The 13,074-nt window shown below is 71.5% G+C and carries 10 protein-coding genes and 1 pseudogene; 10 read left to right on the top strand and 1 reads right to left on the bottom strand.

The window, feature by feature from the left end; genetic code table 11:
* Positions 1–2 precede the first annotated feature (2 nt).
* Positions 3–422, top strand: coding sequence for a nucleoside-diphosphate kinase (gene ndk, locus SCMU_RS11440; RefSeq protein ID WP_229229287.1), 420 nt, complete (start codon positions 3–5; stop codon positions 420–422).
* A 288-nt stretch (positions 423–710) separates the two neighbouring features.
* Here the strand turns inward: ndk and SCMU_RS11435 are convergent, their stop codons facing one another.
* On the bottom strand, positions 711–1,370 hold the full coding sequence (locus SCMU_RS11435) for a vitamin K epoxide reductase family protein (protein WP_229229286.1): 660 nt from the start codon (positions 1,368–1,370) through the stop codon (positions 711–713).
* 660 nt (positions 1,371–2,030) lie between these two features.
* Here SCMU_RS11435 and SCMU_RS11430 point away from each other — a divergent pair.
* The 9 genes and pseudogenes from SCMU_RS11430 (at position 2,031) to nadD (ending at position 13,070) form a co-directional block, all read left to right on the top strand.
* Positions 2,031–5,277, top strand: a pseudogene (locus SCMU_RS11430) (Rne/Rng family ribonuclease).
* 4 nt (positions 5,278–5,281) lie between these two features.
* The gene (locus tag SCMU_RS11425; RefSeq protein WP_229229284.1) at positions 5,282–6,826 is read left to right on the top strand and encodes a bifunctional hydroxymethylpyrimidine kinase/phosphomethylpyrimidine kinase; all 1,545 of its coding nucleotides are present in this window, start codon (positions 5,282–5,284) and stop codon (positions 6,824–6,826) included.
* Positions 6,827–7,128: 302 nt separating this feature from the next.
* Positions 7,129–7,440 carry a 50S ribosomal protein L21 gene (gene rplU, locus SCMU_RS11420; RefSeq protein WP_443020308.1) on the top strand — a complete coding sequence of 104 codons (312 nt, stop codon included), beginning with the start codon at positions 7,129–7,131 and terminating at the stop codon, positions 7,438–7,440.
* 51 nt (positions 7,441–7,491) lie between these two features.
* On the top strand, positions 7,492–7,743 hold the full coding sequence (gene rpmA, locus SCMU_RS11415) for a 50S ribosomal protein L27 (protein ID WP_189692723.1): 252 nt from the start codon (positions 7,492–7,494) through the stop codon (positions 7,741–7,743).
* Between the two features lie 120 nt (positions 7,744–7,863).
* On the top strand, positions 7,864–9,471 hold the full coding sequence (obgE, locus tag SCMU_RS11410; protein ID WP_229229283.1) for a GTPase ObgE: 1,608 nt from the start codon (positions 7,864–7,866) through the stop codon (positions 9,469–9,471).
* A complete protein-coding gene (proB, locus tag SCMU_RS11405) occupies positions 9,455–10,591 on the top strand; it encodes a glutamate 5-kinase (protein ID WP_443020132.1) in 1,137 nt (378 codons plus the stop codon). Before obgE ends, proB begins: the two co-directional genes overlap by 17 nt.
* A gap of 124 nt (positions 10,592–10,715) precedes the next feature.
* Complete coding sequence (locus SCMU_RS11400) at positions 10,716–12,020, top strand: glutamate-5-semialdehyde dehydrogenase (protein ID WP_371829668.1); 1,305 nt, start codon at positions 10,716–10,718, stop codon at positions 12,018–12,020.
* A 103-nt stretch (positions 12,021–12,123) separates the two neighbouring features.
* Entirely contained in the window at positions 12,124–12,366 is a 243-nt protein-coding gene (locus SCMU_RS11395) for a hypothetical protein (RefSeq protein ID WP_229229282.1), read from the top strand.
* 11 nt (positions 12,367–12,377) lie between these two features.
* Positions 12,378–13,070 (top strand): nicotinate-nucleotide adenylyltransferase, encoded by a 693-nt coding sequence (nadD, locus tag SCMU_RS11390; RefSeq protein WP_274602845.1) that lies wholly within the window; start codon positions 12,378–12,380, stop codon positions 13,068–13,070.
* Positions 13,071–13,074 lie beyond the last annotated feature (4 nt).

The following is a 13,074-nucleotide window of genomic DNA, read 5'->3' as shown; positions in this document are numbered from 1 at the left end:
CTGTGACCACTGAACGCACCCTCGTCCTCGTCAAGCCGGACGGCGTCTCCCGCGGCCTCACCGGGGCGATCCTCGCCCGCGTCGAGGCCAAGGGCTACCGCCTCGCCGCCTTGGAGCAGCTGACGCCGAGCCGCGACCTCCTCGCCAAGCACTACGCCGAGCACGAGGGCAAGCCCTTCTACGAGCCGCTCCTCGAGTTCATGGCGAGCGGGCCCGTGGTCGCGGCGATCTTCGAGGGAGAGCGGGTCATCGAGGGCTTCCGTTCCCTCGCGGGCACCACGGACCCGACCACGGCCGCCCCGGGCACCATCCGGGGCGACTACGGCCGCGACTGGGGCCTGAAGGTCCAGCAGAACCTCGTCCACGGCGCGGACTCGACCGAGTCGGCGGAGCGGGAGATCGCGATCTGGTTCCCCGCCTGAGACGTTTCGGGTACACATATCTCGTCCCCAGCGTGTCTCGGGTACACATATCTCGTCCCCAGCGTGTCTCGGGTACGCGAATCGCGCTCCCCGAGCGTCTCGGGAACGCGTACGACGGCGGCCGGTGCCTTCCTCGCGGAAGGCACCGGCCGCCGTCGTACCCGCGATGCCCCACGAGGCGAAGACGTGTACCCGAGACGCCGGCGGGTGGTGGGTTCGCGTACCCGAGACGCCGGCGGGCGGTGGGTTCGCGTACCCGAGACGGGGCCGGAGGGGCGGGACGGGCTGCTACATGGTGGAGGGGACGAACATGGGCAGGAAGCGGAAGAAGATCGAGGCGATGACTCCGACGTACAGCAGGGCCACGATGGCCCATCCCCAGTCCGCGAGGGCGCGCGTGAGCCCGGGCGGTGCCGGGATGACGCCGTGCTCGAGGTTGCGGATGGTAGTCCACACGAACATGGGGATCATCATGGCCCACACGACCATGCACAGCGGGCACAGGATACCGATCGCGTAGAGCGCCTGGCTCCACAGCCACACGACGAACACGAAGCCGAGGGTGACTCCCACCTGGAGCCCGACCCAGAACCAGCGGGAGAATGCGGCCCGGGCCAGGAGCGCCATCGCGACGGTGGTGGTCACCGCGAACGCGACGATGCCGATGAACATGTTGGGGAACCCGAACAGCGAGCTCTGCCACGTGCTCATGACCTCGCCGCACGAGATCCACGGGTTGAAGTCGCAGATCGTCGTGTGGGCGGGGTTGATGAGCTTCTCGAGCTTCTCGAGGACGAGCTCGCCCGACGCGAGCCAGCCGACCACACTCGTGACGAGCAGCAGCCAGGCGAATGGCCGCGTCCGCGACATCGGATGGGGCCGGTGCTCCTCGGCAGGCGCCTCCGGGGAAGCTGCACTGGGCCGACTCGCGCTGGTCTGGGGGGTCATGGAGGTCCTTCCTTGGCCGGATGAGTTCGATTCTAGGCGGCGCATCTGGATGGTCGCTGGTGTCCCGTGCCGGCATCCCGGCGCCCGCCACCGGGCTCGTCGGGAAGCCGTGGGAGGAGGCCATATGAGACAATGCCAGTGGCCGGACACTGACCCACATGCAGTGCCCGGTCCGGCGCTCAGCGAGAAGACCGCCGGCTCAGGCTCCGACCGGATCCACAGATCCCGTTGTAGGTACCCTGGGCCAGAGCGGCACCTGCCCGGCTTCGACCGGCGGCGGGTTGGACGCGACGCCGGTCTGCGCGGCGTGGCCGCGCCGGCACCGAACTGACTTTTGTCGGCGCCTGCGGGTGCCGACACGTGGCGCCGCCACGACCGCCGTATGTGGGGGCGGACGGGGCGGCTTTGGAGTACGCACAGATGGATATGGAACAGCAGGCGCCAGGCGCGGCCACCGAGGCAGGACAGGACGCGGCCCAGGCGGAGCAGCAGCCGGCAGAGCAGGAGAAGGCCCCCCGCCGCACCGCCCGTCGGCGCAGCGCGTCGTCACCCGCGGGTGCGCCCGTGGCGAACACGGGCGCTGCGGCGTCCGGCGGCGCCGGGGCTTCCGGCGTGACCGACGGCGCCGCCGGCGCGGACGCTGCAGCCTCCGACGGCGAGATGGCACCCGCCGCGCCGAAGAAGGCAACGCGGAGCCGCCGGAAGACGACGACAGCCAAGGACGCGGCCGCGCATGCAGACGTCGCGGAGTCGAATTCGGCTGGCGAGGCACCGGCGGAGTCCCCCTCCGATGCGGCCCCCGAGACGGTGCCCGACACTGCGGACAAGCCCGCAGCTGGGCGCTCGCGGCGGCGCACGTCCGCCCGCGCGGCGGCGGTCAAGGCAGACACGCGGCTCCCCGAACCGCAGGAGCCGGTCGAGGCATCCGCACCCGAGGAGCCTCTCGAGGTGCAGCCTGCCGCGTCACGCGCCAAGAGCTCGGTCCGCGCGCGGCGCCGGGCCTCGGGGAAGACCGAGACCGCGGAGGCGCCCGCGAAGGTGGCGCCCGCCGCCGCCCCGACCGAGCCTGTGGCCCGCCCGGAAGCCGCAGAGAGCCCGGCCGAGGCGCCCGCGGAACCGCGCGGCGTCGTGCGCGAGGCGGCCCTGGAGCAGCCCGCCGCAGAGAAGGCCCCGCGCAGGAGGTCCCCCCGGGAGGAGAGTGCCCCGGCCGCCGTCGAGGGCCCGCGGGCACCCGCTCAGGAGGAGGCCGCCAGCACGGCCGAGGACGCCGACCAGCCCCAGAGCGGCTTCACCGCGCTCTTCAGCGAGGCCATCTCACCGACCTCGATGATCTTCCAGGCCCCGGACCTGAGCGCGATCGTCCGCCCCGCCCCCGCTGCGGAGCCTGTGGACGAGGAGGAGCAGGAGGAGGACGAGGACACGGAGCTCACCGGCCGCCGTCGGCGGCGTGGCCGCGGACGCCGAAGCCGCCCTGCCCGCGGCGCCGAATCGGGCGAGGACCACGCCGGCGAGGAGGGCGAAGACTCCGAGCCGGCCGAGGACAGTGAGCTGGGCGAGGCGGAGGGCGTGACGTCCCGCCGTCGTCGTCGCCGCCGCCGCGGCGAGGTGGACCTCGAGCTCGAGGGCGGTCTCGACAACGATCCCCCCGGAACGGTCACCCGGGTCCGTGCGCCTCGGACGCCGTCCGAGTCGACGAGCACCCGCGTGCAGAGCCTCAAGGGCTCCACGCGGCTCGAGGCGAAGAAGCAGCGCCGCCGCGAGTCCCGCGAGTCGGGCCGCCGGCGGCATGTGATCACCGAGGCCGAGTTCCTGGCCCGCCGGGAATCGGTGGACAGGCAGATGGTGGTCCGCCAGAAGGAGGACCGCATTCAGATCGCGGTGCTCGAGGATGGCGTCCTCGCGGAGCACTTCGTGTCCAAGACGCAGCAGGACTCCCTGATTGGCAACGTGTACCTGGGCCGCGTCCAGAACGTGCTGCCCTCCATGGAGGCGGCCTTCGTGGACATCGGCCGCGGGCGCAACGCGGTCCTGTACGCCGGCGAGGTCAATTGGGACGCTGCAGGCCTCGACGGGGCCCCGCGTCGCATCGAGAACGCGCTCAAGTCGGGGGACTCGGTCCTCGTCCAGGTCACGAAGGACCCGGTGGGCCACAAGGGGGCGCGCCTGACGAGCCAGATCTCGCTGCCCGGCCGCTACCTCGTCTACGTTCCCGGCGGGTCGATGACGGGCATCTCCCGCAAGCTGCCCGACGTCGAGCGCGCGCGCCTGAAGAAGATCCTCAAAGACCACCTTCCCGAAGACGCCGGCGTGATCGTCCGCACCGCAGCGGAGGGCGCGAGCGAGGAAGAGCTCACGCACGACATCAACAGGCTGCGCGCCCAGTGGGAGTCGATCCAGAGCCAGGCGTCATCCACGAAGGTCCTCGCCCCGGAGCTGCTCTACGGCGAGCCTGACCTGACCATCAAGGTGGTCCGCGACGTCTTCAACGAGGACTTCTCGAAGCTGATCATCTCGGGTGACGAGGCATGGGACACCATCGAGGCCTACGTGACGTACGTGGCCCCTGACCTCCTCGGCCGCCTCGAGAAGTACCAGGGCGACGACGACATCTTCGCCCAGTGGCGCGTCGACGAGCAGATCCACAAGGCGCTGGACCGCAAGGTGTTCCTGCCCTCCGGCGGCTCACTCGTGATCGATCGCACCGAGGCCATGACGGTCGTCGACGTGAACACGGGCAAGTTCACCGGCTCCGGCGGCAACCTCGAGGAGACGGTGACCAAGAACAACCTCGAGGCCGCCGAGGAGATCGTCCGCCAGCTGCGGCTTCGTGACATCGGCGGCATCATCGTCATCGACTTCATCGACATGGTGCTCGAGTCCAACCGCGACCTCGTCCTGCGCCGCCTCGTCGAGTGCCTCGGGCGCGACCCGCACCAAGCACCAGGTGGCCGAGGTCACCTCGCTCGGTCTCGTGCAGATGACCCGCAAGCGCATGGGCACGGGCCTCCTCGAGGTCTTCAGCGAGACGTGCGAGGTTTGTGCCGGCCGCGGCGTCATCACCCACGATGAGCCGGTGGAGCGCGGCGGCAGCCGACCCTCGGCGCCGGCGCCGGAGCACCAGCAGGCCCGCACTGAGAGCCCCGCTGCGGGCGGGCGCAAGCGGCGCCGCCGCGGCAACGGCCAGCAGCCCGACGGACGCCGCCCCGTGGCCGCGGCACCGGTCCCGGCCGCGCCCGCCGTGGACGACCCCGATCGTCAGGCCCGCGCCCAGGCCACCCGCGCCGCGCTTGCCGCGGTCGCGGCCGCGGCGCACGCCGCCCACGTGCACGACGACGAGGCTGCCGCCGCCAAGGCGATGGCGGCACCGGCCGCCGGCGCTCCCGCGGCTCCGGCCGTTGCGGAGCCTGCACGCGGGGAGGCCGCGCACCAGGAGGAAAAGCCCACCGAGGCGTCCGTGGCCGAGGCGGTCGCAGCGGCCGCGCCGGCGGCCCGAGCGGAGGCGACCCACGCGCCTGTCGCGGACACGGGGCATGGGGACGCGGCGCGGGCCGTGCTCACCATCGGCGGAGAGCGCATCGAGCTCCCGCACGGGGATGCGGTCCACGAGCCGCCCGCCCCGGAGCCCGTCCTGAGCCTTGATGCCCTCAGCCACGCCTTCGACGAGCTCACGGGGGAGCGCCACACGCCGGGAGAGGCCGAGCCGCGCGCGGGCCGACGGCGCCGGGGACGGGGGGCACGCAGCGGCCAGGGCTCCGCGGAGGTGACCCGCGTGGACGCCTCGGGCGGCGCGGTCGGCGGTCAGACCCGCTCCGCCAGCGCACCCGCGCCGCAGCAGGAGAAGCAGACCCCGCCGGACGACGGCGGCCCGCTCATCCTGGGCGTGGGCGTCCCGGCGTCGGAGCTGTAGAAGGATGCCCCGCGCAGCCCGGATCCCGCGCGTCCTGAGCATTGCCGGTTCCGATCCCTCGGGAGGGGCCGGCATCCAGGCCGACCTGAAGAGCATCGCGGCGATGGGCGGCTACGGCATGGCCGCCATCACCGCCCTCACCGCGCAGAACACGCGCGGCGTCACGGCGGTGCACACCCCGCCCGCGGAGTTCCTCGCAGCCCAGCTCGACGCCGTCGGCGGCGACATCGAGATCGACGCAGTCAAGATCGGCATGCTCGGCGACGCCGCGGTGATCCGCACGGTCGGTGAGTGGCTCGAGCGGACCCGGCCGCCCGTCGTCGTGCTCGATCCCGTCATGATCGCCACGAGCGGCGACCGGCTCCTGGCCGAGGACGCCGAGGAGGCACTCGCGGGCCTGCTGGCCAAGGCCGACCTCCTCACGCCCAACCTGCCGGAGCTCGCGGCGCTCCTCAAGGAGCCTGTTCCTGCGACGTGGGGGGAGGCGCTCGAGGCGGGCCGCAGGCTCTCCGAGCGCACGGGCGCCGCGGTGCTCGTCAAGGGCGGCCACCTCGAGGGCGACGACTGCCCCGACGCGCTCGTGGACGCACGGCACGGAGACGGCCCGGTGCTCGCCGAGCTCGCGGGCCGTCGCGTCGACACCCCGAACACCCACGGGACCGGCTGCTCGCTCTCATCGGCCCTGGCGACGGTGCAGGCGCGGACGGGGGACTGGCCGCGTTCGCTGGCCGTGGTCAAGGACTGGCTGCACGGCGCGCTCGAGGCCTCGGGCCAGCTCGAGGTGGGCCGAGGCCATGGGCCGGTGCACCACTTCCACCATGCCGCGGCGGCCGTGCCGCTCGCGCCGGGCGAGTTCGCGGACTCGCTGTGGGCAGACACGGACAAGGTGCGGGCCGAGATCGACGCGCTGCCGTTCATCGCCGAGCTCGACGGGGGCACCCTCTCGGAGGCGCATTTCGCCTACTACCTCACTCAGGACGCGATCTACCTCAACGGCTACTCGCGCGCCCTGGCCCGCGTGAGCGCACTCGCCCCGAGCGAGGAAGAGCAGCTCTTCTGGGCCGAGGGGGCACACGCATGCCTCGAGGTCGAGGCCGAACTGCACCGGACGTGGCTCTCCCGGCACCCGGTCGTGGCGCACGACGCCGCGGGCTCGCCCGGCGCCGTCGGCTCGCCCGGGCGGCCTCCCGGCGGAGCGGGGCCCGTGACGAAGGCTTATGTGGACCACCTCCTCGCGGCGTCGGCATCCGGCAGCTACGCGGTCCTCACCGCGGCCGTGCTGCCCTGCTACTGGATCTACGCGGAGGTCGGCGCCTCGCTGCACTCCCGCCACACGGCCCGCCCCGACGCGGCCGCCCACCCCTACGCGGAGTGGATCGGCACATATGCCGACGAGCGGTTTGCCGCGGCGACCCGCCGGGCCATCGCGTACACGGATATGGCCGGACAGCGGGCGTCCTCGGGCGAGCGCGAGGCGATGCGCGAGGCCTTCATGGCCTCGTCGGTCTACGAGCGCGAGTTCTTCGACGCGCCGCGCCGCTTCGCGTGACGCGCCGGCCGTGTTCGTTGGGCTAGACTGGACGGGCGTGCTCGCCGGGCTTGGCCCGGAATTGTCCCAGGATCGGCATCGATACTCCTGCGCTCCGGCTCATTTGCGGCTGGGCGCGGGACTAGCGTATTCTTGATCCTCGGTGCTTGCGCCGTCACTTGGGTTTTCACTCCCAGGGATTCCCCTCGCGGGCTCACGGCAGAAAGCACAGTTGGGCGCCTGACGCGCCGTGCAGGGCACGGACGCCGGGCGCCGCGCGCAAAGAGCTTTTAGAAATATCGTCGAGAGAAGTGAGTTCCCCAGTGGTGTACGCGATTGTCCGCGCCGGCGGCCGTCAGGAGAAGGTTTCCGTCGGAGACTTCGTCACCCTCAACCGCGTGGCCGGTGAGGCCGGCAGCACCATTGAGCTGCCCGCCCTCCTCCTGGTGGATGGCGACAAGGTCACCTCGGCAGCCAAGGAGCTGGCCAAGGTGAAGGTCACGGCCGAGGTCCTCGAGGACCTGCGCGGTCCGAAGATCGTCATCCAGAAGTACAAGAACAAGACCGGGTACAAGAAGCGCCAGGGCCACCGCCAGGAGCTGACCAAGGTCAAGATCACCGGCATCGACGCCTGAGTCGCGTCGGTCCCACGTCAGTCTCAAGAATTCCTCAGGGAGGCATAGCTCATGGCACATAAGAAGGGCGCAAGCTCCACCCGCAACGGCCGCGACTCGAACGCGCAGCGCCTCGGCGTCAAGCGCTTCGGCGGCCAGACCGTCAACGCCGGCGAGATCATCGTCCGCCAGCGCGGTACGCACTTCCACCCGGGCAACGGCGTGGGCCGCGGCAAGGACGACACCCTGTTCGCCCTCACCGCCGGTGCCGTGCAGTTCGGCTCGCGTCGGGGCCGCCGCGTCGTCGACATCGTCGCCGCCTAAGCACAGCGTTCAGCGTCCGTAGCGGACGCACCCAGCATCAGGGTGGAGTGGACCGGAAAGGTCCGCTCCACCCTTTGCTGTCTAGAATCGGGTCAGACCCGTAGACCAAAGGAGAATGAAGTGGCGAGCTTCGTCGACCGTGTCGTCCTGCACGTCTCGGGAGGGAATGGCGGCCACGGCTGCATCTCCGTCAAGAGGGAGAAGTTCAAGCCTCTCGGCGGCCCGGACGGGGGGAACGGCGGCAACGGCGGCGACGTCGTGCTGCGCGTCTCCCACCAGACGACCACGCTGCTCGACTACCACCATTCGCCGCACCGGCACGCCCAGAACGGCGGCCCCGGCATGGGCGACTGGCGCGCCGGGCACACCGGGGAGACTCTCGTGCTCCCGGTGCCGGACGGGACCGTCGTGAAGTCGCGGGACGGCAAGGTCCTCGCCGACCTCGTGGGCGACGGGACGGAGTACATCGCCGCGGCCGGCGGCCAGGGCGGGCTCGGCAACGCCGCGCTCTCGTCCGCGAAGCGCAAGGCGCCGGGCTTCGCCCTGCTGGGCATCCCCGGCGATGAGCGGGACGTCGTCCTCGAGCTCAAGTCGATCGCGGACATCGCACTCGTGGGCTACCCCTCGGCGGGCAAGTCCAGCCTGATCGCCGCGATGTCCGCCGCGAGGCCCAAGATCGCCGACTACCCGTTCACGACTCTCGTCCCGAACCTCGGCGTGGTCCAGGCCGGCGACGTGCGCTTCACCATCGCCGACGTGCCCGGGCTCATCGAGGGCGCGAGCGAGGGGCGCGGGCTCGGCCATGACTTCCTCCGCCACGTGGAGCGGTGCGCGGCGATCGTGCACGTGCTGGACTGCGGCACGCTCGAGGCGGAGCGCAACCCGCTCGACGACCTCGACGTCATCGAGGCCGAGCTCACCAAGTACGCAGTGGACATGAGCTATGCGGGGGTGGACGGCGAGGCGGTACCGCTCAACGAGCGCCCCAAGATTGTGGCACTGAACAAGACTGACCTTCCCGACGGCAAGGACATGGCCGAGATGGTGCGCCCGGAGCTCGAGCGCCGCGGCTACCGAGTGTTCGAGGTCTCGGCGACGAGCCATGCGGGACTCAAGGCGCTCGGGTTCGCGATGGCCGAGGTCGTCCAGGCGGCCCGTGACGCCGTCGAGGCCGCGCCGCCGAAGGTGGCCCCCGCCGTCCTGCGTCCCCGCGCGGTCAACGAGACGGGCTTCAAGATCCGCCGCGAGGAGCGCAACCTCGAGCCGCTCTTCCGCGTGCTCGGCGACAAGCCCGAGAAGTGGGTCAAGCAGACGGACTTCGCCAACGAGGAGGCCATCGGCTTCCTCGCGGACCGGCTCAACCGGCTCGGGGTCGAGGATGAGCTGTTCAAGGTCGGGGCCAAGCCGGGCGACACTGTGGTGATCGGCGAGGACGACGCGGTCGTGTTCGACTGGGAGCCGACCATGATGACCGGCGCCGAGGTCCTCACCGGCCCCCGCGGCACCGACCTGCGCCTCGCGGACTGGGAGCGTCCCACGCGCGCCCAGAAGCGCGAGGAGTACGAGGACCGCAAGGCGTCGAGGGCGGCTGCCCGCGACGAGCTCGAGGCGGAGCGCCGGGCGGGGATCTGGACCGAATCTTCACAGCGTCGTCGTGCCTCCGAGCGCGACGCGCTCGCGAGCGAGGAGGATGCCGAGGGGCAGTGGGCCGATGACGATGACCTCTGAGGCGCGCGTGAGGGGGCGGGAGTGGCTGCCCGAGGCGCGGCGCATCGTGGTCAAGGTCGGCTCCTCGTCGCTGACGACCATCCGCGGCGGCATCTCCGAGAAGTCCCTCGCCGCGCTCGTGGACTCCCTCGCCGACCGGGCGAACACCGGCACCGAGATAGTGCTCGTCTCGTCCGGGGCGATCGCCGCCGGTCTCGCGCCGCTGGGCCTCGCCCGCCGTCCTCGGGACCTCGCGACCCAGCAGGCGGCCGCCAGCGTGGGCCAGGGGCTCCTGATGGCGCGGTACACGCAGGCCTTCGGGGCGCACGGCGTGACCGTCAGCCAGGTCCTCCTTACCGCGGACGATCTGGTCCGCCGCACCCAGTACAAGAACGCCCACCGTGCGCTCGAGAAGCTCCTCCACCTCGGCGTCGTGCCGGTGGTCAACGAGAATGACACGGTGGCGACCCACGAGATCCGGTTCGGCGACAACGACCGCCTGGCGGCCCTTGTGGCGCACCTCGTCCACGCCGACGCGCTCGTCTTGCTCTCCGACGTCGACTCCGTCTACACGGGGCCGCCCTCCGAGGGCGGTGTCCGGATCGAGCATGTCCGCGGCTCGGGCGACCTCGACGGCGTGCAGATCGGCAGCACCGGGAAGGCCGGAGTGGGCACGGGCGGCATGGCGACCAAGGTCGAGGCGGCCAGCATCGCGGCGAGCTCCGGCATTCCCGCCCTCGTGACCTCGACGGCGGCCGCCTCCCGCGCGCTCGCCGGCGAGGACGTCGGGACCTGGTTCAGCGTGAGCGGCCGGCGCAAACCGGTCCGGCTCCTGTGGCTTGAACACCTCGCCGCCGTGCGCGGCACCCTGACGCTCGACGACGGCGCCGTCCGTGCCGTTGCGCAGCGTCACCGCTCGCTGCTGCCCGCCGGGATCACGGCCGTCACGGGCGACTTCGAGGCGGGCGATCCCGTGGAGATCGCCGATCAGGCGGGCCGCGTCGTTGCCCGCGGACTCGTGAACTTCTCCGCGGACGAGCTGCCGGCCATGCTGGGGCGGTCCACGAAGGAGCTCGGCAAGGAGCTCGGGCCCGAGTACGAGCGCGTCGTCGTGCACGTCGACGACCTCGTCCTCGTGTGACGCGACTGCACACGCGACGGAGGCCACCGCGCGGCGGGAACGCGCCTCTCGGTAGACTTGAGGCATGACTGACACCGCGCGCGCCGCTGCGCCTGACACAGTACACGCCGAGCACACCGCTGCCATGGATCCGGCCTCCGTGGCCGCCGTGCAGCCGCCGCTCGCGCCTGCGGAGGTCGAGGCGGCGGTGCACGCGATCGGAGACCGGGCCAGGGCAGCGTCGCGCGTCATGGCACGCGCCAACAGGGCATGGAAGGACCGCGCGCTCCGTGCCATCGGGGCCGCGCTGAAGGCCAAGGAGGCCCAGATCCTCGCCGCCAACGCGAAGGACCTCGAGGCCGGGCGCGAGAACGGCACCTCCAAGGCGCTCCTGGACAGGCTCGCCCTCACGCCCGCGCGGATCGACGGGCTCGTGGACGCACTTGAGACGCTCGCGGGCCTGCCCGACCCCGTGGGCAACGTGGTCCGCGGGCAGACCCTGCCCAACGGGCTGCGGGTCCGCCAGGTCAACGTGCCCATGGGCGTCGTGGCCGCCATCTACGAGGCCCGGCCCAACGTCACCGTCGACATCGCGGGCCTTGCCCTCAAGAGCGGCAACGCCGTCATCCTTCGCGGCGGCAGCGCCGCGGCCCACACGAACGCGGCGCTCCTGGACGTCCTACGGGACACGCTGGACTCGGTCGGCCTGCCCGCCGACGCCGTCCAGAGTGTCGACGCCTACGGCCGCGAGGGCGGCAACGTGCTCATGAAGGCCCGTGGACGCGTCGACGTGCTCATCCCTCGCGGCGGTCGCGAGCTCATCCAGAGCGTCGTGCTGAACTCGACCGTCCCGGTCATCGAGACCGGCGAGGGGAACGTCCACATCTTCGTCGATGCGAGCGCGGACGAGCAGATGGCAGTGGACATCCTGGTCAACGCGAAGACGCAGCGCCCGAGCGTGTGCAACACGGTCGAGACGGTCCTGGTCCACAAGGACTCGACCGTCCTGCCGGCCGTCGCCCGCGCCCTCGCCGAGCGCGGCGTGCGCCTGCACGTCGACGGGCGCACCATGGCGGCACTCCCCGAGGGCGTGAGCGCGGAGGCAGCAACCGACCGGGACTGGGCCACCGAGTACATGGACCTCGAGCTGGCCGTCGCCACCGTGGACGGCCTCGACGAGGCCATCGCCCACATCCGCCGGTGGACCACCGGGCACACCGAGGCGATTCTCACGAACGACCTGGCCAACGCGGAGCGGTTCATCGCGGAGATCGACTCGGCGGCGGTCATGGTCAACGCCTCGACGCGCTTCACTGACGGCGGCGAGCTCGGGCTCGGAGCCGAGGTGGGCATCTCCACGCAGAAGCTCCATGCCCGGGGCCCGATGGGCCTTGCCGAACTCACGACCACGAAGTGGATCGTGCAGGGCGAGGGACAGGTCCGCGGCTGAGCCGCCGGGGTAGGATGAAACCCAGCCATGGCGCTGCGTCCGCAGCGCACCGTCCGAGCTCCGAACCGAGCTCGGGACCGAGCCACGAACTGAAGGGGAGACCATGCTGGCAACGCTGATCAGCACCGCAGTCAACATCGCTGGGGAGGCCGCAGGCCACGAGGAGCCCGCGCCGCTCATCGCCCCGCCGTTTGTGATCGGTGGGACGATCTTCGCGATCTTCCTCGTGCTCATGTTCGTCACGGTCTCCTACACGAACCTGGGGCGCCGCCACGAGGCGGTCGACGAGCACGCCGACCCGCATCGGCAGCACCCGAACAAGCACGATCGCGGTCAGGGCCACTGAGCCCTCTCGCCGTGGGCCCGGCAGACCAGCGCGAGAGCGGACGCCGCGTCCGCCTCGGTGTCATGGGTGGAACGTTCGACCCGATCCACCACGGGCACCTCGTCGCTGCGAGCGAGGTGGCCTCGAAGTTCAAGCTCGATGAGGTCGTCTTCGTGCCCACCGGGGAGCCGTGGCAGAAGTCCAAGCGGAAGGTCAGCGCCCCGGAGCACCGTTATCTCATGACGGTGATCGCGACCGCGTCCAACCCCCGCTTCACGGTGAGCAGGGTGGATATCGAGCGGCCGGGTCCCACCTACACGATCGACACCCTGCGCGACCTGCGGCGCCTGCGCCCTGAGGCCGACCTGTACTTCATCACGGGCGCGGACGCCATGGAGCAGATCGTCTCCTGGAAGGACGTGGACGAGCTGTGGGAGCTGGCGCACTTCGTCGGGGTCACGCGCCCGGGGCACGAGCTGCACGATCTCGGGCGCAAAGACGTGAGCCTTCTCGAGGTCCCGGCCATGGCGATCTCCTCGACCGACTGCAGGGCCAGGGTCGCCGTGTCGGAACCGGTCTGGTACCTCGTGCCTGACGGGGTGGTCCAGTACATCGCCAAGTACGGCCTGTATCGCGGCGGGGGCGGAGAGGACTGCATCGAGGACAGCAGCAGGCAGAAGGACGAGCACGGAGAGGCGGGGAGCACAGCGGCCGCTGTGCGGTGAGCCA

Origin of the sequence: Sinomonas cyclohexanicum (assembly GCF_020886775.1) — a bacterium.
GTDB lineage: Bacteria > Actinomycetota > Actinomycetes > Actinomycetales > Micrococcaceae > Sinomonas > Sinomonas cyclohexanicum.
Note: the sequence above shows the minus strand (reverse complement) of the source record. Positions and strands in the feature narration are given on the sequence as shown.

Coding starts and splice junctions, on each gene's coding strand:
- SCMU_RS11435 (WP_229229286.1), bottom strand. CDS start 1,370: ATGACCCCCCAGACCAGCGCGAGTCGGCCCAGTGCAGCTTCCCCGGAG.
- SCMU_RS11400 (WP_371829668.1), top strand. CDS start 10,716: ATGGATCCGGCCTCCGTGGCCGCCGTGCAGCCGCCGCTCGCGCCTGCG.
- SCMU_RS11395 (WP_229229282.1), top strand. CDS start 12,124: ATGCTGGCAACGCTGATCAGCACCGCAGTCAACATCGCTGGGGAGGCC.
- proB (WP_443020132.1), top strand. CDS start 9,455: ATGACGATGACCTCTGAGGCGCGCGTGAGGGGGCGGGAGTGGCTGCCC.
- rpmA (WP_189692723.1), top strand. CDS start 7,492: ATGGCACATAAGAAGGGCGCAAGCTCCACCCGCAACGGCCGCGACTCG.
- SCMU_RS11425 (WP_229229284.1), top strand. CDS start 5,282: ATGCCCCGCGCAGCCCGGATCCCGCGCGTCCTGAGCATTGCCGGTTCC.